This is a genomic window from Vibrio sp. QJM3NY_15, assembly GCF_057785995.1.
The window spans coordinates 142111-161700 of record NZ_CM173517.1 but is presented as its reverse complement, the minus strand read 5'-3'; the positions used below and the strand labels follow the sequence as shown (position 1 = coordinate 161700).

Sequence of the window (19590 nt, the reverse complement as noted above, 5' to 3'; positions counted from 1 at the left end):
AATAATGCCAATCAGGATGAGTAAGTGAGCAGGTTATTACGCAGGAGATTTGTTTGGAGCAAGAGATAGATACAGCTATAGATAGAACAGAGAAGCGGATGTAGCAAAGGATTTTAGAATATTTTGAGGGGGATATGACAGGTGGAACTAGAGGGGAAAGATTTAAGGAAGAAAGTGACGCAAGTTGCTAATGCAACTTGCGCCGACTTAAAATCTTATAGAGCTACAACGTTTGCAGCTTGAAGACCTTTTTGGCCTTGCTCTACTTCGAAAGACACTTGTTGGCCTTCTTTAAGAGTCTTGAAACCTTCAGAAGCGATTGCACGGAAGTGTACGAATACGTCAGCGCCGCCGTTGTCTTGAGTTAGGAAACCGAAACCTTTCTCTTCGTTAAACCATTTTACTACGCCGTTTGTTTTGTTAGACATGATGTGTCCCTTATATAAAAATAAAAAATTAATCGCCAAAAGTGCGATGCGCTGAAAGCTTGAATTATTTAATGTATCTATGAAGCCAAGGGAAACACTGAGAATAACAATGAAGCAATACTAAGGGTTTTACTTTACAACTGATGTTTCATTTAATAACTCTGAAAACAGAGCGACGCCATTCTTGGTGATCTGGGCCGGGTTGTAAAGCTTTATTTGAAAAAATTGATGTTTTTTTGTTCGGTTAGCTTTTATTAGAGCCCTGCTCTGCCACAGAGCTTAATTTATAAGACTTTGATCTCAAAAAACTTACTCATCATACATACCCAAAAGCGCTCACCATCAGGTAAGACCGTATTTCTCGGGTCCATAGAAAAGCTCAACCCTACCCCAGAGTTTGAAGGCAATGAAGACGACTTTATTTTCTGGTTGCTGAGCTTTATTTATCATAAATCGGTCTTTTGATGATTAGCACTGGTGATCGGGTAAGTCCTGGGTTTTATAGAGATTGGCAATGCCATGGTTCTTGTCTCTATGTTTAGCTTCATCTTCTCTTATGCAGAAAAGCACATCCAAAAACATCGCATTCTCGGGTAAACGATAATATTTAATCGCAATCTCAGGCGCGGGATGATTGGGCAACGTGCCATCTTGAATTTTCGAGATATATTCTGAATAACTATTACAAGCTTCCTCTTCAAAATACCCAACGATCCTATGTGCCGTTTTAGATGAGACTAAGTAAATCACGCCATAGATAAGTAGAAAGATGAACTGTAATAGCATCACTAAAATGCGTTCTATAATGGACGGCTTGGTAACAGTAAGGAAAATCATCAAGTGCATCCGTTCATTATCCGCTTCGTCCAGTAGCTCTTTGATCCAGCCACCATCATCTTTCATGCGGCGCAGAGCTTTGAGGTGATTGAACACTCCCGCCACCATGCCCGGCACAGCTGCTATGGTTTCCAACAACATCGCTCGTTTGGCTAAGTGTTTTCCATAAAACAAGTTAAGTGTCTTTTTGAGAAGTCGAGTAACAAGAAGTGCAACCTTTTCGGAGAAAATTTCAGGTTTATAATGAGTGCTTTCAAAATGCATAGCGTGTTCCTTATATGAGTCTAATACTTACCAATCAACATTCATGCCAAGACTCAAACCCTTATACAGAAAGGAGAAAACAACAATAAGAGTCATATTGACAGTTATACTTTTACATCATTAATGACACTTAAATGTCTTATTGACTTAAATTAAGGAATAAAAAACCCAGCAACATGGCTGGGCTATTAATAGCTTATTACCTGGTTGAGTTACTCATCCGGCTGCTTAGTTCGAAGATCGACATATGGCCAGTAATGATGTCCTACTCGAATTAGCAGTGTTGCTGCAGCTAAGATAAAGGCAGCAACAGACAACCAAACGATGAGAACTGCATCTAACTCTTTCATACCTAAGGTGATGTAACGAGCAATCGCCATCATCGCAATGTAGATCGGGTATCGCACCGGGATCTTACCGTTCATCACAAATTGTTGAACCATCGCCAGTACTTCCAAGTAAATGAACATCAAAAGAATGTCGGTCAGTTGCACTCGACGTTCCGCAAAGACGTGCATGAACTCTTCCATCATGGCAAACAGTGTCGCCAATGTGATCGCCACCAATAGAACGGCTTCAAGAATGTGGAAAACCTTAAGGAAAGGCTTACTAAAAGACTTAGGTAAGTGAGAAGGCATAGTCACTCTTCAAAAATAATTAATCCAATCTCTACAATAGCATGCATCAATATAAGTCGCGCACTCTCAAGCTTAAGATAACGTCATCAATTAAACGTGGGCTAAAAGTAACAGATACAAAAATGGCCCCACAGTCACTGCAGAGCCATCTATTTGTCTTTTACTTAACGACTGCTACATAACAAACGTTACTTCGCTATTAAGCTTATAGCAGTATTAGGTAAGTTAAGAACACCACACACAGGCCGTAGATAAGCGGGTGTACTTCTTTACGCTTACCTGCCACAACCATAGTAAATGCGTAGCTGATGAAGCCCATCGCCATGCCGTTTGCTGGTGAGAAGCTTAAAACAGTGAACATGATGGTGAAGAAAGCCGCAATGCGTGACTCTTTCTTTTCCCAGTTAATCTGACCAAGACGGCCAACCATGTAGATACCTACCACGACCATCGCAGGCGCGACCATTGCCGCTGAGAAGATAGAGAAGATTGGGTATAGGAATAGAGAAACAAGGAATAAGCCTGCCACCATCACCGCTGCTAAACCCGTTTTCGCCCCTTGAGAAGAAGCAATACCAGATTCAGAGAAAGCGGTAATCGATGTAGTACCTAAAATAGAACCAATCACTGTTCCGCCCGCATCAGCAACCAAAGCCGATTTCGCGTTTGGTACCTTGCCATCTTTGTCGATGATACCCGCATCACGACCTACACCAACAATCGTGCTTAAGCCATCGAAGAAATCGACAATCAGGAAGATAAGTACAATGAACAATAGGTCGAACATTTTCTCAGGGGTGAAAGCTGAGAAATCAAAGATCGCACCGAAGCTACCGGCCATGCTTGGTGGCATAGAAACGAATTGGTCTGGGATTGGTGCGTTTGATGTACCCAAGAACACATCAGCCAGAATCGTCAGTGCAATCGCTGAAACAAACGAGATAAACGTTGCCAGCTTAATGTCACGAACCATACAGCCCAGTGCGATGAAGATACTCACGTAAGCGATAACCACTTGTGGATCGGAGATGTCACCCAAGCCAACCAATACGAATGGGTTAGACACGATGATGCCGGCATTCTTTAGGCCTAAGAAAGCAATGAACAAACCGAGAGACACGGTAATCGCCAGCTTTAAATCTTCAGGAATCGATTCAATCATCGACTTACGAATATTGGTCAATGAGAAAGCAAGATAAAGGATACCCGATAGGAAGATGCCGAATAACGCTTCATTCCAAAGTACCGCCACAGAACCACTTAACAGTAGGCCTTTAAAGAAGCCATTCATGCTCATGCCCGGCGCCAGCATCACTGGATAATTACCCCAAATACCCATGATAAGCGTTGCGATAGCCGCAGAAAGAGCGGTTGCCGTAAATACAGCTCCTTTGTCCATTCCCGGGATGCCACCCAAAATTGCTGGGTTAACCGCCAAGATATAACTCATCGCTAAGAAGGTGATAAAACCTGCGTATAGCTCAGTGCTGATCGTGGTCTTTCTCTCGGAGAGTTTGAACAGGGTGTCAAGCGAGCCAGACGTTTTCTGGGCTTTCAGGGTGGAGTCGGTATTCACAACAAAACCTATGTAATAAATTAAGAAATTTGAGATTCAAATGCTGTGAGAATAGAGGGGTCTCTACACTAAAAACTGTAGTCACCAAGGTAGGCTCGGTAGTAGAAACATCTAGTCTAGTCGGGTCTGTTGGCCCTTCGAGATGATTTTTGCAGCGAGTTGTTGGGGATTTCTACAAGGCAGAGACTTTGAAGTGTAGCTAGCCTACATAAGAAGTCGATAACGCAGTAGAAATCACCAACAAACGCTGCCCGAAGGGTTCGGCTAAAATCGTTTTATGCTTTGTTAAGGAGTCTTTACTTAGAATACTAGGCTACAAACTCCTTGCCGCGCCTAAAACGATTTTTTCTCGAACAAAACTCCATCGCGAAAGGTCAACAGACCCTAGATATATACAGCATTTAATCGTTTGCGCGGATTGTAAGGATTGAGATTAAAACTTCAACAAATTTTGTTCAGATCACATAAAAAACTGAACATGATAGGTCATTACATTTATATGAAGATCAGACAAAGGATCATTTGAGAATAAATAACGATCAAGCCAGTTGTTCTCAATCATCTAAATATGCTACTCTTCGCCTCCATTTTTCTGACCTAATTTTCACCAGTTGTCTCTATTAGTTTTACTTGTTATCCCTTTATAGATGCAACCATCGGAACAAAAATTAGAGTCAGTGCTATCTTTTATAGTGTCGGTTTATCGCCCTCACTCAATCCAACCAACAGTGGAAATATACAGATGGGCATAGGTACTCTTTACATCGTATCTGCACCTAGTGGCGCAGGTAAATCGAGCTTGATCTCAGCAATGCTGGAAACCAATCCAACCTACGCAATGAAGGTATCTGTTTCACACACCACTCGCGGTATGCGCCCTGGTGAAGAAAATGGTGTTCACTACCACTTTGTAGAGAAACATCACTTTGAAGATCTCATCAAGAAGAGTGAGTTCCTAGAGTACGCTGAAGTATTCGGCAACTACTACGGTACTTCACGTGTTTGGATTGAAGAAAACCTAAACCGCGGTATCGATGTATTCCTAGATATCGACTGGCAAGGTGCTCGTCAGATCCGTGAACAAATGCCTCAAGCGAAGAGTGTCTTCATTCTTCCACCATCAAATGGTGAGCTAGAGCGTCGTTTGAATGTTCGCGGTCAAGATAGCGACGAAGTTATTGCGAAACGCATGAGCGAAGCAAAATCTGAGATTTCTCACTATGCAGAATACGATTATGTGATCGTGAATGATGACTTTGATGCAGCCTTAATGGACTTCAGAGCAATCATTCGTGCGGAGCGCTTAAAAGAAGATAAGCAAGCAGCTAAATACAGCGGCATGCTTACTGCTTTATTAGCGGAATAATCTAGATCCCCTAGATTTTCCATTGAGATAAGTATACGGTGAGCTAGAAAGTCTCTAGTTAAACTTGTATACTTTCTCGTCATCTAAAATTTATTAGTTAATTACTATTTGGAGTCCTCATGGCACGCGTAACTGTTCAAGACGCTGTTGAAAAAGTTGGCAACCGTTTCGACCTAGTTCTTATTGCGGCTCGCCGCGCACGTCAAATGCAAACTGGCGGCAAAGATTCACTAGTGCCTGAAGAAAACGATAAGCCAACGGTTATCGCTCTTCGCGAAATCGAAGAAGGTCTTATCACTAAAGACGTACTAGATGCTCGTGAGCGTCAAGAGCAACAAGAGCAAGAAGCGGCTGAACTTGCAGCAGTAAGCAGCATCGCTCACACTCGTTAATAACGTCATTCGAACTAATTAACCTTCCGGGCCTTTAATTTGTATCTATTCGATAGCCTCAAAGACGTTGCCCAAGAATACCTAACAGAGCCTCAAATTGAGGCTCTGCGTCAATCTTATGTGGTAGCGAGAGACGCCCATGAAGGGCAAACCCGTTCAAGCGGTGAACCATACATTATCCACCCTGTAGCTGTTTCAAGAATCCTGGCAGAAATGCGTCTGGATATCGAAACCCTACAAGCAGCCTTGCTTCATGATGTCATCGAAGATTGTGATGTCACTAAAGAAGATCTAGAGGAAAAGTTCGGCAATACCGTTGCTGAATTGGTTGATGGTGTATCTAAGCTGGATAAGCTTAAATTTCGTGATCGCAAAGAAGCGCAAGCAGAGAACTTCCGTAAGATGGTTCTCGCCATGGTGCAAGACATCCGCGTTATCTTGATCAAATTAGCTGACCGTACTCACAACATGCGTACGCTTGGGGCACTTCGTCCTGATAAAAAGCGTCGTATCGCTCGTGAAACCCTAGAGATCTATTCTCCGCTCGCTCATCGCCTTGGTATTCATAACATCAAGACTGAGCTAGAAGAGTTGGGCTTTGAAGCCCTTTATCCTAACCGTTATCGCGTCCTCAGAAATGTAGTGAAAGCTGCTCGTGGTAACCGTAAGGAAATGATCCAACGTATCCATAGCGAAATTGAAGGCCGTCTCGAAGAAGTCGGTTTGTCTGCTCGCGTCGTGGGTCGTGAAAAGAACTTGTTCTCAATCTATAACAAGATGAAAACCAAAGAACAGCGCTTTCACACCATTATGGACATCTACGCTTTCCGCGTAGTGGTTGATACCCCAGACACTTGTTATCGCGCACTTGGTCAGGCTCACAGCTTGTACAAGCCACGCCCGGGCCGCATGAAAGATTACATTGCGGTACCAAAAGCCAACGGCTACCAATCTCTTCATACGTCAATGATCGGCCCTCACGGGGTACCTGTAGAGGTTCAGATCCGTACCGAAGATATGGAGCAAATGGCCGACAAAGGTGTCGCGGCACACTGGTCATATAAAGGCAGTGGCTCACGCAGTAGCAATGGGACAACCGCACAGGTTAAAGCACAACGTTGGATGCAGAGCTTACTTGAGCTTCAACAAAGCGCGGGTAACTCATTCGAATTCATTGAAAACGTTAAATCTGATCTGTTCCCAGATGAGATCTTCGTGTTCACGCCGAAAGGTCGCATCGTCGAACTTCCTGCGGGTGCAACTGCGGTCGATTTTGCTTACGCGGTACATACCGATGTTGGCAACATGTGTGTAGGTGCTCGTGTCGACATGAACCCTTACCCACTCAGCAAGTCGCTTAAGAACGGTCAAACGATTGAGATCATCAGTGCTCCGGGCGCGCGTCCGAATGCTGCATGGCTCAACTACGTAGTGACCTCACGTGCACGTACTAAGATCCGTCAGGTTCTGAAGACAATGCGCCGTGAAGAGTCGATTACGCTGGGTCGTCGTCTACTTAATCACGCACTTGGTGAACACTCTATTGCCGATATCGGCCAAGAGAATCTCGAGCATGTACTGTCAGACCTACGCTTAAGCAGCGTTGAAGACTTACTCGCATCGATTGGCCTTGGTGAATTGATGAGTATCGTGATTGCACGTCGCCTATTAGGTGATGCAGACGAACTGACGGAAGTAGAACACAACAGCGACACACCGAGGAAGAAATTGCCTATCCGTGGTGCTGAAGGTCTATTGCTGACATTCGCGAACTGTTGTCACCCGATTCCAGACGATCACATCATTGCCCATGTATCTCCAGGTCGTGGTCTTGTGGTTCACCGTGAAACGTGTCCAAACGTTCGTGGTTACCAGAAAGAACCAGACAAATACATGGCGGTTGAATGGTCTGACGATTACGACCAAGAGTTCACAGCTGAACTTCAGGTCGAACTGCAGAACCATCAGGGTGCACTGGCTGAGTTAACGAACGTTATCTCTAAAACGGGCTCAAATATTCACGGTATTTCAACTGAAGAACGTGATGGACGCCTATACACAGTGACTATCTTGCTAACCACCAAAGATCGTGTTCACCTTGCAAGTATTATGAAAAAGCTACGTGTGATGCCACACGCACTCAAAGTAAGACGTCGCAAGAACTGATCCAAAAGCAGATAAATAAAGCAGATGAGAGATACGAGTCTCGAGATGCGAAGAGCAAAGCTTTTCACCACTCAATTATTCGTATTTCGAGTCTGCTTTAATTTTTTGTGCAGCCCTGTTCTTTTCGTATCTCGTTTACCCGCATCCCGAACCGGCTCTTATCTCTTCGCATCTCGTTTACTCGCATCCCGTATCTGCTTCTAAGCTTTACCCTGTACAAAAATCCAGTAAAATGCTTGAATAGATTATATCTCTTACGTTTATGAGCCTTGTTATGTCACAGCTTTTATCTGCTATCCCTCTCAACTCTTTATCTGGAGTCGGCGCAAAAGTCGCAGAGAAACTGGAAAAGGTTGGGCTTAACAATGTACAAGACCTACTGTTTCACCTACCACTACGTTATGAAGATCGAACGCGTATCTATCCAATAGTAAAACTGCACGCTGGTCTTTGGGCTGCGGTGCAAGGCAAGGTAATGCACGTCGATACCATTTTTGGTAAACGTAAGATGTTGGCGGTAAAAATCAGTGATGGTAACGGCACCATTACCCTACGCTTTTTCAACTTCACCGCCGGTATGAAGAATAACTTTGCCGAAGGTAAACAAGTCCACGCCTATGGCGAGATCAAGCGCGGTAATATGGGGCTTGAGATCGTCCATCCGGATTACAAATTCTTTGCACCAAGGCAGCAACCAGATGTGGAAGCCAACCTAACTCCGGTGTATCCAACCACTGAAGGACTAAGACAAGTCACGCTGCGTAACCTTACCGATCAAGCCTTAGAGCTAATCGACAAGGCCGCAGTTAACGAGCTTCTTCCATCAGGTTTATACGACCACCAAATTACCCTCGCACAAGCACTGCATACCATTCACAGACCACCTCCGGGCATTGACCTAGAGCTGTTTGATGAAGGAAAACACCCTGCGCAACTGCGCCTGATTATGGAAGAGTTACTGGCTCAAAACCTGTCGATGTTGTCTGTTCGTAGCAAAGGGCAGCAAGACAAGGCAATGCCTTTTCCTCCGGTGAACACCCTCAAAGATAAACTGTTAGCTCAGCTGCCATTCTCGCCAACCAATGCACAAGCACGAGTAACCAAAGAGATCGAAGCTGACCTTGAAAAGCCGCACCCTATGATGCGTTTAGTGCAAGGTGATGTGGGTTCAGGTAAAACCTTAGTCGCTGCACTGGCTGCAGTTCGCGCACTGGAACACGGTCAGCAAGTGGCACTGATGGCACCAACCGAACTATTGGCCGAACAACACGCGATTAACTTTGCCAACTGGTTTGAGGCAATGGGTATTCAAGTTGGATGGCTAGCAGGTAAGCTCAAAGGTAAGGCTCGTGAAACCGAACTGGCACGAATTGCCAGCGGCGAAGCAAAAATGGTGGTGGGAACTCATGCGCTATTTCAAGAGCATGTCGAGTTCAAAAATCTTGGTTTAGTGATCATTGATGAGCAACACCGGTTTGGTGTCCACCAGCGACTAGAGCTGCGTGAAAAAGGCGCGAAGCAAGGTTATTACCCTCACCAACTAGTGATGACCGCTACGCCAATTCCACGAACACTGGCAATGACAGCCTATGCCGACCTTGAAACTTCTATTATTGATGAGTTACCACCGGGGCGAACCCCAATTCAAACCGTCGCGATTCCTGATACCAAGCGCGATGACATTGTTGAACGTGTGAAAAATGCGTGTCTCAATGAAGGCAAACAAGCCTACTGGGTGTGTACGTTGATTGATGAATCGGAAGTATTGGAAGCTCAAGCTGCAGCGGATACGGCAGAAGACCTGCAACGCAAACTGCCCGACGTAAAGATTGGTTTGGTTCATGGCCGAATGAAACCCGCTGAGAAACAAGCGGTGATGCAGGAATTCAAAGAGAACAAACTGCACCTGTTGGTTGCTACAACCGTGATTGAAGTCGGTGTGGATGTACCGAATTCGAGCTTAATGATCATCGAGAACCCAGAGCGTCTTGGTCTAGCACAACTGCACCAACTGCGTGGCCGTGTTGGCCGTGGTTCAGTCGCGAGCCATTGTGTACTGCTGTATCATTCTCCGCTGTCTAAAACGGCTCAGAAGCGCTTAGGGGTACTTCGTGAAAGTAACGATGGCTTTGTGATTGCTCAGCGTGATTTAGAGATTCGTGGCCCCGGAGAATTGCTTGGTACCAAACAAACAGGCTTGGCTGACTTCAAGATTGCTGACTTGGTACGAGACCAACGTTTGATACCTGAAGTGCAGCGTATTGCGCGTCATATTCACGATAGCTACCCAGACAACGCCAAGGCGATCATTAACCGTTGGTTAGGTGAACGCGATGTTTACTCTAAGGCTTAATGAGCAAAACTAACGTCATCCAAAACGTAAAAAGGCTTCCCTCAAGGAAGCCTTTTTAATGTGCGTTACTTTCATCAAGCAAGAGCGAGATTCCCTACTCGTTCGTTCCTCACGATAGGGAATGACGATCAAAGTAAATTGTCATCATCAAAGTCCATGGTTAGCAATTCGTCATCCTCGAGAGGGAAGAATGACCGAGTCGGGGATCTCCAAGTCGAAACCCAACCGACTCGCCAAACCATTAAACTTAGCTTACGGCTTAACAGGGAAACTGATCTGCGCCTTCAAGCCACCCTCACTGCGGTTATTGACCACAACAGCACCTTGGTGCTGACTGACAATACGTTTGACGATCGCTAAACCTAAGCCAGTACCTTCACTGCCACGAGCGGTATCACCACGCGTAAACGGTTCAAACAACTTACCCACTTGGTCTTGCGGGATCCCAGGGCCGTTATCTTCAACGGTTACCCAAGCCAATTTATTATCGGCCGTCATCCCCGTCGAAACCTTCACCCAGCCATTGCCGTAACGCAGTGCATTCACCACCAAGTTACTCACGGCACGCTTCATCGCAATCGGGTTACCTAATGCAGGTTTCATTGCTTCCGGAATATCGGTTTCAATCTGTATCTCGTATCCGCCTTCTGAACTGGACACTTCACGGGCAATATCATCGACAAAGACCGCTTGGAATGACTCTCGATCAACGGGCTTTAGGTAGTCCATAAACTGACTAATGATCTCGTTACACTCTTCAGTATCACTGATGATCCCTTCCGCTAAATAGCTGTCTTCGGGCGACATCATTTCAGTGGCCAAGCGAATGCGGGTCAGTGGCGTACGCAAGTCATGACTGATACCCGCCATCAGCAGGGCTCTATCTTCTTCCAGTTCTTGAATGCCTTTCGACATCTGATTAAAGGCTCGAGTCACCGAGCGAATCTCTTGCGCCCCCTGCACTGGTAGTGGCGGTGGAATGTCGCCACGCCCTACCCCTTGCGCTGCTGTCTCTAACGCTATCAAAGGACGATTTTGCAATCGGATAAACAGCCAACCACCAGCAACAATCAACATCGCCATGATCAAGCTATTGCGAAACAGAGGTGCGAAGTCCTCTTCTTGTAATTCAGACAGAGGAATGCGAATCAATGAGTTAGGCAACTGAGCGATGTCCATCCACAGCACGTAACTCTCTTTACCTAGAATCAGCCGAACTTCCGTTTCAGAACCTAGCTCTTTGGTCATTTCCTCACTCATTAGGTCAATCGCCATCGCATGGTAATACTCGCCCGATGCTTCACTGTCTTTGGCATGAACGGTCACCCCAAGTTGCTCAAGCACACGCTGGCGCAGTGGCGCATCGATTTCGATATCACTGCCTTGATCCAATACTAGGTTTAACTCGTGAGCCAGAATCTTATTGAACTGCTGCAAACTCGGCATCAAGGCATAGTTGAATACGGCGTAATAAGAGAAAACTTGGCTAGCAACCAACAGGGTTAAGAAGAGCACTATCGACTGAGTAAAGGAGCTACGTATGCGCATAGGGGACCTAAAGTGAGGGAGGATAAAGGGATATAGTGGGAACTATAGCTGTAAACCATTGTGCTGAATACAAAACGGGCCATCGCATATTAATGAGATGACCCGTAAATAAAGAATTCTGAATCACAGAACAAGCAAAGCTAGATTACACAGCTTTGCCATCTGGAACGAATACATAACCCAAGCCCCACACCGTTTGGATATAACGGGGTTTGCTTGGATCTTCTTCAACAAGACGACGCAGACGAGAAATCTGAACATCGATAGAACGTTCCATTGCTGAATACTCACGGCCACGCGCCATGTTCATCAGCTTATCGCGAGACATTGGCTCACGAGCGTTAGTGACCAGTGACTTCAGAACCGCAAATTCACCTGAGGTAAGAGGCATCGGCTCTTCACCGCGGAACATTTCACGCGTACCTAGATTTAGGCGGAATTCACCAAACTCAACCACAGACTCTTCTGTGCTTGGCGCGCCCGGTGCTTCAATTACTTGGCGACGCATTACCGCTTTGATACGAGCAAGCAGTTCACGTGGGTTAAATGGTTTTGGCAGGTAATCATCTGCACCTACTTCCAAACCCACAATGCGATCCACTTCGTCACCCTTTGCGGTCAGCATCAAGATTGGTAGCGAGTTGTTTGCGTTTCTTAGACGGCGACAGATCGATAGACCGTCTTCGCCTGGTAACATTAAATCTAATACCATCAAGTGAAAATTTTCACGGGTTAACAGGCGGTCCATCTGCTCACTGTTTGCCACGCTACGCACTTGAAAGCCTTGCTCTGACAGATAGCGTTCTAACAGTGCACGTAAACGAGCATCGTCATCGACCACTAAAATTTTGTAGTTCTCTTGCATGTAATGGTTCCACCTATTAAAGCTTAAACCTAAGGTTAAGCATTCTTGGTACATTGTATATTGGTATAAGACATTAAAAATGTAACATTATTGGAGAAAAAGTCGCCTAAATAATTGTTAACGTATGTTGCCTTTCTATATATTCTATCTTAGATCATCATTTCATTAAGTCAGATTTATGAAAACCAAACTTATCACCCGAGAAGGTTATAACAAGCTCAAAGCAGAGCATGACCACTTATGGCACGAGAAGCGTCCAGAAATTACTAAGATAGTCACTTGGGCTGCAAGCCTTGGAGATCGTTCAGAAAATGCCGATTACACGTTCAATAAGCGTTTACTTCGTCAGATTGATCGCCGAGTGCGTTTCCTACGCAAATTCCTACCTGATGTCACTATCGTGGATTACTCGCCACAACAAGAAGGCAAGGTATTTTTCGGTGCTTGGGTCGAAATTGAAAATGATGATGGGGAAATTAAGAAGTTTCGCATTGTAGGACCTGAAGAGATCTACGGCGATGCTAAAGGTTATATCTCTATCGACTCACCAATGGCTAGAGCTCTGCTAAAGAAAGAAGTGGATGATGAATTTACGGTAACCACACCGGAAGGTGATAAAGAGTGGTTCATTAACGCGATTTACTACGTAGAAAGTTAACCGTCCCACCCTCTGACTTGCCGACAGCAGCCAACGACAGAAGCTAAAGCACACGCTCTAAAATCACAAACTCCAGATAAAAGAAAACCCCGCTAGGCTTTCGCCTGACGGGGTTAAGTCTCTATCGCAGCAATCCGGCTACTGTTTATCTCTTCGAGATAAGGTGCTCCCTGCATCTTTCCTTGATAGTGGCTAAATCCTTTAACCAATTTCCTTTTTGTTCATCGCCATCCTAGCGGTGTCCATTCTAGCCTGTCATCCTGACTGGCGAATCTCATCCAGAGATTATAACTTCCTTGCTGACCACTCATCCTAAGTAATCAAATCTTCATCCTGAAGATACCTAGTCCATTAGGCTTTTTCCTGTTCCTGCCAACTCCCTGTCGACAAGTTAAATATTACGGTATTTGGGCGACTTTCCTAGACAGTCCCAAAAAATATTTCAGGTGAGAAATTCGCCCACAAACACACAATCAAATAAAATCAGTAAGTTAGGTTTGTTTTAAGACGATTTCATCGATTTAAAGTGACTTAGTCGCACACCACGTGTGAGAGATCTCGCACAAAGTGGGTATCACAAACGGAAATTAGACTTCTGACAGGATAATTACACAGCCAAAGCTAGAAAAAGCGTACGCTCACCCCCATGTATTTGTCATGATATTAAATAAGAGATTCATCGGATGAGCCAAGCTATCTGTCGACTGATTGCTGAAGAACTGAATGTTCGTTCAGAGCAAGTCACCGCCGCAGTAAACCTAATTGACGACGGTAACACCGTTCCCTTTATTGCCCGCTACCGTAAAGAAGTCACGGGTGGCTTAGACGATACCCAACTACGTAACCTTGATAGTCGCCTTTCATACCTTCGCGAGCTCGACGATCGTCGCCAAACGATTCTTAAGTCGATTCAAGACCAAGGCAAGCTCACGCCAGAACTGGAACGTGATATCACTCAAGCCGACAGTAAGACTCGCCTAGAAGATCTATACCTGCCATACAAACCAAAGCGTCGTACCAAAGGTCAAATCGCAATCGAAGCAGGCTTAGAGCCACTTGCCGATACACTTTGGAATGAACCACAACACGACCCTGAAACCGAAGCCGCTAACTTCATCAGTAGCGATAAAGGCATTGCTGATACTAAAGCCGCACTGGATGGCGCACGTGCAATCGTGATGGAGCGTATTGCAGAAGACGCAAACCTACTTGAAAAGATTCGCCAACATCTAACTCGTAACTCTGAGCTCATTTCACGTGTCGTGGCAGGCAAAGAGCAAGCTGGCGAGAAATTCAAAGACTATTTCGAACACAACGAAACACTTAACAAAGTGCCTTCTCACCGTGCGCTTGCCATGTTGCGTGGCCGTAATGAAGGCTTCCTAACGTTGGCAATGAATGCTGATCCAGAACAAGAAGAAGGTGTACGCGGTTCATACTGCGAAAACATCATCTCTGATCACTATGGTATTACTCTAAGCAGCGCTCCTGCAGATGCATGGCGTAAGCAAGTGATTAGCTGGGCATGGCGCATCAAGGTTTCTATGCACATGGAAACCGAATTGATGGGCGCGATGAAAGAACGCGGTGAAATCGAAGCGATTGAGGTGTTCGCAACCAACCTTAAAGACTTGTTGATGGCGGCGCCTGCTGGCCCTCGTGCAACCTTAGGCTTAGATCCGGGTTTACGTACTGGTTCGAAAATCGCCGTGGTGGATTCAACCGGCAAGGTTTTGGCAACAGAGACCATTTACCCTCACCCACCTCAAAAGCAATACGACAAATCTGCACACGTGGTTGAGCAGATGGTTCGCCAATACAATGTTGATTTGATTGCGATTGGTAATGGTACGGCTTCACGCGAAACAGACAGCTTTGTTGCTGATGTGATTAAGCGTGGCAACCTAACAGCACAGAAAATCATTGTTAGCGAAGCGGGTGCATCAGTTTATTCTGCTTCTGAATTAGCGGCGAAAGAATTCCCGAACATGGATGTATCGATTCGTGGTGCGGTGTCTATTGCGCGTCGTCTGCAAGATCCACTGGCAGAGCTAGTGAAGATTGACCCTAAATCGATCGGTGTGGGCCAATACCAACACGACGTTAGCCAAACTATGCTCGCTAAGCGCCTAGATGCGATTGTCGAAGACTGTGTAAACGCGGTTGGTGTTGATGTGAATACCGCTTCTGCCGCGCTTCTAACCCGCGTAGCTGGTCTTTCTAGCACCATCGCTCAAAACATCGTGGATTTCCGTGATGAAAACGGTCGCTTTGAAGCACGTACTACCTTGAAAAAGGTCGCTCGTTTGGGGCCAAAAGCCTTTGAACAGTGTGCCGGCTTCCTGCGTATCATGGATGGTAAGAACCCGTTAGATGCATCATCGGTTCACCCAGAAGCTTACCCATTGGTAAAAACCATCGCCGAGAAAAACCACAAAGACATCAAATCTCTGGTAGGTAACACAGACTTCTTACGTGGCTTACATGCGGTTGATTACACTAATGAGAATTTTGGTGTACCGACAATAACCGACATCATCAAAGAACTGGATAAGCCGGGTCGAGATCCTCGTCCTGAATTCAAGACGGCAACGTTCGCCGATGGCGTAAATAGCATGTCTGACTTGGAACCTGGCATGATCTTAGAAGGTGTGGTTTCAAACGTGGCAAACTTTGGTGCGTTCGTAGATATTGGGGTTCACCAAGACGGCTTGGTACACATTTCAGCGCTGACCGATCGCTTTGTCGCTGACCCACGTGAAGTGGTGAAAGCCGGTGATATCGTGAAAGTGAAGGTGATGGAAGTGGATGTTCAGCGTAAACGTATTGCACTAAGCATGCGCATGAAAGATGAACCTGGACAAGATAATCGAGCTCAACGTTCAAGTGCACCTCGTACGCAAAACCGACCAAATCAAAACTCACAAGGTGGACAACGCCGTCGTGAGGAGCCGCAACAAAACGCTGCGATGGGCGGTGCTTTCGCAGCTGCCTTTGCTAAAGCGAAGAAATAATCCGTTAGCGCATCTGGCAAACTGATTCGCCTAAAACAAAAAACCTGCATCCCTTAGGGTATGCAGGTTTTTATTATGTGTTCAAAAAAGACATCGAAGTTTGGTTGGGTCATAAGTTTTCGATTTACAACACAATCAGCATTTCTGATGGAGCATGAGGCGCAACAGCATGACCATAATGGTATTTTATGACCTTACGTCGTTTCTCCATCTGTCCCTCCTGGATCGCCGCATCTAAAACATGCTTTGGCAGGCGAAAACGCATGGTATAGCCTTTTCCTTGGTCGGCACTGTATGTCTTCAGTGCCAACAAGCTGAATAACCTATCAAAAGGATCTTGAGGTTCTTCATGGCTAATCGAATTGGCTTCTGACTCATTATCCATTTCATAACCAGGATGGTCTGAAGGATCCCAAGCCGACTGCTGCCTTCGTTTATCGTCCGGTTTTACCTTTCGTTCTGCATTGGTTTTGGCCAATGCTACTGCGGGAGCGACAGGCTCTCGAACTCTATTATCACGCGCAACTTGCTCTGTTTGCACATTAACGGATGGGGCGATCAGTGGCACACTTACTGCAGTTGCAGGTGACACAATCATCGCGAACTCTCCTCAAGAATCGCCCATCACTATTGCCATAACACTGCTGTGTTGAGTTACACAACAGGCATAGCCCAAAACTTACCGCAATCAGCTCAGGAGAGAGTGAGGTCTGAGTATCATGCAACGCTTTGGTTATACCAATCGTAGTAAATAACTGCTCATCCTAGCTTGTTAAAATGCTCGATAACGGCGTTAGAATTTTTGATTGTAGAATAACTACTTATCAAAAAGCTCTGCCTTGTTCTCAAACCTTTTTCCTACGCTATCTTTGAACACTTACTTACTGTGATTGGTATTAGGTTATATATCGACCAAGTCAGCGATAAATTTAGCGATTATTTTTGCGCGAAGCTGATCAGTTCACTGCAGAAGGCATTTGCTTCGGTCATAAATGGTGCATGCGAGGACTGAGTAAAGATGTATTGCTCGGTATGAGGCAGTGCGGCACCCAAATCTTTGGCGACTTTTATTGGCACCAAACCATCCAGTCGGCCATACAAGCGCAGCATCGGTACTGAAATCTGAGGTAATTGTTCACGTAGGTCGACATCAGACAGCATCTTTAAGCCCGCCAATAAAGAGTCAGGGTTCGGCAACGGACGAGACAGCACCGCTTGCTTGAGTTGTTTAACATCTTGCCTTGCAGAAGGACTGCCCATGGCCTGCAGTGCCATAAAGCGTTCGATGGTGGTCTGAAAATCTTCAACCAGTTGCTCGGTGAATGCGGTTAATACGTTTGGCTGAATACCTCGCCATAATACGGGTTCTTTTTCGGCCGCGAATTTAGGGGAGCTGGCGACAGTCACCAACTTGCTCACGTAATCAGAATGATGGAGAGCCATATGCGTTGCGACCAAACCACCCAATGACCACCCCACCCAAATCGCTTGCTTGGGAGCGTCGACCAATAGTTGCTGAGCAATATCTTCAAGATCTTGAGCGTGGCAATGCGCGCTGTGTCCATACCCCGGTAAATCCACCACATGTACTCGAAAATCAGCTTCTAGCGCATTCACAGTTTGTTGCCATACCGCACCGTTCATTCCCCAACCGTGGACCAGTACCAAATCGGGTCCTTGCCCTGAAACATGCCAATACAACGCGTCACTCATTCTCAATATTCCCTACTTATTTCATCCACCATCAAGGGTACGTTTCAGTATGGTGAGTAAAAAGAACACCATAACCCAAAAGCACTGCGAGCTATGTTATCTGATTGGCTACAAAAACACACACCACGGCTGGTCACACCTCAATGTCACCTGTGTAAATTGGATAAATCCCCCAATGATGCTCATCCGCGATGGTGTAATGATTGTCTTAATCTCTTCGAGCCAATGCCGCGCTGCCAGCGGTGTGGCTTAAAAACACTGACCACTGTCGAGCAATGTGGTCAGTGTTTATCTAAACCGCCACCCTGGCATCGTCTCTATTGTGTGGGCGATTACACCTTCCCAACCGCGCACTATATTCAGCAGATGAAGTATTCCGATAAGTTTTGGTTTGCTCGCGATCTGTCGAAGTTGTTAGCCTCACGCATTGACCATCCAGCCCCGCTGATTACCAGTGTTCCTTTACATTGGACGCGATACATTCAACGCAGCTTTAACCAAAGCCAGTTACTGGCAAACTATACCGCTCAAGAATTAGGGGTGAAAAGTGATGTATTGTTTCGGCGAAATCGCGCCACGCTTTCTCAACAAGGGTTAACTAAGTCTATAAGGCTGAGTAACCTGAACGGAGCTTTCACGCTTCTTCATCGCGACTTTGAAGCGACTGATTATCCTCACATTGCAATAATTGATGATGTTGTAACCACAGGCAGTACAGTGTATCAATTATGCCAATTACTACTTGAAGTGGGCGTGAAAAGGATTGATATTTACTGTATCTGCCGCACTCCTGAGCCCTCTGGATAAATAGTGTGAATCACTACTTGTACAGCAATCCAACAAAAAAGGGCTGAATTACAAATCTGACAGGAGTAGAATGGCGCTAATAACCTACAAATCTACTCAGGTATTCGTCGTGTCAAATATTACTATTACAGAAACCGCTCAAACTCATTTTGCCAATCTGCTGTCACAGCAGCCTGAAGGTACAAACATTCGTGTGTTCGTGGTAAACCCAGGTACGCAAAATGCTGAGTGTGGTGTTTCTTACTGCCCAACAGATGCTATCGAAGCGTCTGACACAAAGCTTTCTTTTGAAGCTTTCTCTGCGTACGTAGATGAGCTAAGCCTACCATTCCTAGATGAAGCTGAAATTGACTTCGTTACAGACAAAATGGGCTCTCAACTTACACTTAAAGCACCAAACGCGAAGATGCGTAAAGTATCAGACGATGCAACGTTGATCGAACGTGTTGAGTATGCAATCCAAACACAAGTGAACCCACAGCTTGCTGGCCACGGCGGTCACGTTAGCCTAGTAGAGATCACTGAAGAAGGTGCAGCTATCGTTGCATTCGGCGGCGGTTGTAACGGTTGTTCTATGGTTGATGTAACGCTTAAAGAAGGCATCGAGAAAGAACTTCTTCAACAATTCGAAGGCGAATTGACTGCCGTTCGTGATGCAACTGAGCACGATCGCGGTGAGCACTCTTACTACTAAGCTCTTTTACGACTAAGCACTCATACAGTCTTAGCCAGTAGAAAGTTAAAGATTCAATAAAAAGGTTGATGCGCAAGCATCAACCTTTTTTTGTGTTTAAAACAGCAGAGTACTTCCGAACCGTCTTTTTCTCGTTCAATGCAAATAATGACGAGCGGGTTACCATTTGGAGTAAGGTATTCAAGTGATCGCAATCGGTTCCTGATTCAATAATTTCAGGATATGAAAACTAGGATCTAGGAACTCAACTCTATTTCCCCTATATTAGAAT

Annotated in this window: 16 protein-coding genes; 8 read left to right on the top strand and 8 right to left on the bottom strand. The window is 45.5% G+C overall.

Going from position 1 to position 19590, the window contains the following annotated elements; translation table 11 throughout:
- Positions 1-215: 215 nt before the first annotated feature.
- The 4 genes from cspE to AC3CKG_RS00690 form a co-directional block, all read right to left on the bottom strand.
- Entirely contained in the window at positions 216-428 is a 213-nt protein-coding gene (gene cspE / locus AC3CKG_RS00705; RefSeq protein ID WP_004735656.1) for a transcription antiterminator/RNA stability regulator CspE, read from the bottom strand.
- Between the two features lie 468 nt (positions 429-896).
- Entirely contained in the window at positions 897-1529 is a 633-nt protein-coding gene (locus tag AC3CKG_RS00700) for an alternative oxidase (protein ID WP_488528645.1), read from the bottom strand.
- A 212-nt stretch (positions 1530-1741) separates the two neighbouring features.
- Positions 1742-2167 (bottom strand): phosphate-starvation-inducible protein PsiE, encoded by a 426-nt coding sequence (locus AC3CKG_RS00695; RefSeq protein WP_017109195.1) that lies wholly within the window; start codon positions 2165-2167, stop codon positions 1742-1744.
- 205 nt (positions 2168-2372) lie between these two features.
- Complete coding sequence (locus AC3CKG_RS00690; protein ID WP_065106070.1) at positions 2373-3743, bottom strand: NCS2 family permease; 1371 nt, start codon at positions 3741-3743, stop codon at positions 2373-2375.
- 742 nt (positions 3744-4485) lie between these two features.
- Between AC3CKG_RS00690 and gmk the strand changes: the two genes are divergently transcribed.
- The 4 genes from gmk (at position 4486) to recG (ending at position 10020) form a co-directional block, all read left to right on the top strand.
- On the top strand, positions 4486-5109 hold the full coding sequence (gene gmk / locus AC3CKG_RS00685; RefSeq protein ID WP_017109197.1) for a guanylate kinase: 624 nt from the start codon (positions 4486-4488) through the stop codon (positions 5107-5109).
- 119 nt (positions 5110-5228) lie between these two features.
- Positions 5229-5501 (top strand): DNA-directed RNA polymerase subunit omega, encoded by a 273-nt coding sequence (gene rpoZ / locus AC3CKG_RS00680; protein WP_009848003.1) that lies wholly within the window; start codon positions 5229-5231, stop codon positions 5499-5501.
- 39 nt (positions 5502-5540) lie between these two features.
- A complete protein-coding gene (spoT, locus tag AC3CKG_RS00675; protein WP_076667684.1) occupies positions 5541-7667 on the top strand; it encodes a bifunctional GTP diphosphokinase/guanosine-3',5'-bis pyrophosphate 3'-pyrophosphohydrolase in 2127 nt (708 codons plus the stop codon).
- A gap of 274 nt (positions 7668-7941) precedes the next feature.
- Positions 7942-10020, top strand: a complete 2079-nt coding sequence (gene recG, locus AC3CKG_RS00670) for an ATP-dependent DNA helicase RecG (RefSeq protein WP_488528644.1) — start codon at positions 7942-7944, stop codon at positions 10018-10020.
- Between the two features lie 252 nt (positions 10021-10272).
- Here recG and envZ read toward each other — a convergent pair whose 3' ends face one another.
- Both envZ and ompR read right to left on the bottom strand, forming a co-directional pair.
- Positions 10273-11568, bottom strand: coding sequence for a two-component system sensor histidine kinase EnvZ (gene envZ, locus AC3CKG_RS00665; protein WP_017107875.1), 1296 nt, complete (start codon positions 11566-11568; stop codon positions 10273-10275).
- A gap of 145 nt (positions 11569-11713) precedes the next feature.
- The gene (gene ompR, locus AC3CKG_RS00660) at positions 11714-12433 is read right to left on the bottom strand and encodes an osmolarity response regulator transcription factor OmpR (protein WP_009848007.1); all 720 of its coding nucleotides are present in this window, start codon (positions 12431-12433) and stop codon (positions 11714-11716) included.
- Positions 12434-12611: 178 nt separating this feature from the next.
- Here ompR and greB point away from each other — a divergent pair, with 178 nt between their 5' ends.
- Together greB and AC3CKG_RS00650 are read left to right on the top strand one after the other, a co-directional pair.
- Positions 12612-13091: a transcription elongation factor GreB gene (gene greB, locus AC3CKG_RS00655; protein ID WP_488528643.1), complete on the top strand. Its 480-nt coding sequence runs from the start codon at positions 12612-12614 to the stop codon at positions 13089-13091.
- 683 nt (positions 13092-13774) lie between these two features.
- A complete protein-coding gene (locus AC3CKG_RS00650; protein ID WP_488528642.1) occupies positions 13775-16105 on the top strand; it encodes a Tex family protein in 2331 nt (776 codons plus the stop codon).
- Between the two features lie 124 nt (positions 16106-16229).
- Here AC3CKG_RS00650 and AC3CKG_RS00645 read toward each other — a convergent pair whose 3' ends face one another.
- Both AC3CKG_RS00645 and bioH read right to left on the bottom strand, forming a co-directional pair.
- Entirely contained in the window at positions 16230-16703 is a 474-nt protein-coding gene (locus AC3CKG_RS00645) for a hypothetical protein (RefSeq protein WP_017107878.1), read from the bottom strand.
- Between the two features lie 338 nt (positions 16704-17041).
- Positions 17042-17818: a pimeloyl-ACP methyl ester esterase BioH gene (bioH, locus tag AC3CKG_RS00640; protein ID WP_488528641.1), complete on the bottom strand. Its 777-nt coding sequence runs from the start codon at positions 17816-17818 to the stop codon at positions 17042-17044.
- A gap of 93 nt (positions 17819-17911) precedes the next feature.
- Here bioH and AC3CKG_RS00635 point away from each other — a divergent pair, with 93 nt between their 5' ends.
- Both AC3CKG_RS00635 and nfuA read left to right on the top strand, forming a co-directional pair.
- Positions 17912-18625 (top strand): ComF family protein, encoded by a 714-nt coding sequence (locus AC3CKG_RS00635; protein WP_488528640.1) that lies wholly within the window; start codon positions 17912-17914, stop codon positions 18623-18625.
- A 109-nt stretch (positions 18626-18734) separates the two neighbouring features.
- Positions 18735-19319, top strand: coding sequence for a Fe-S biogenesis protein NfuA (gene nfuA, locus AC3CKG_RS00630; RefSeq protein ID WP_009848013.1), 585 nt, complete (start codon positions 18735-18737; stop codon positions 19317-19319).
- The last annotated feature ends 271 nt before the right edge of the window (positions 19320-19590 follow it).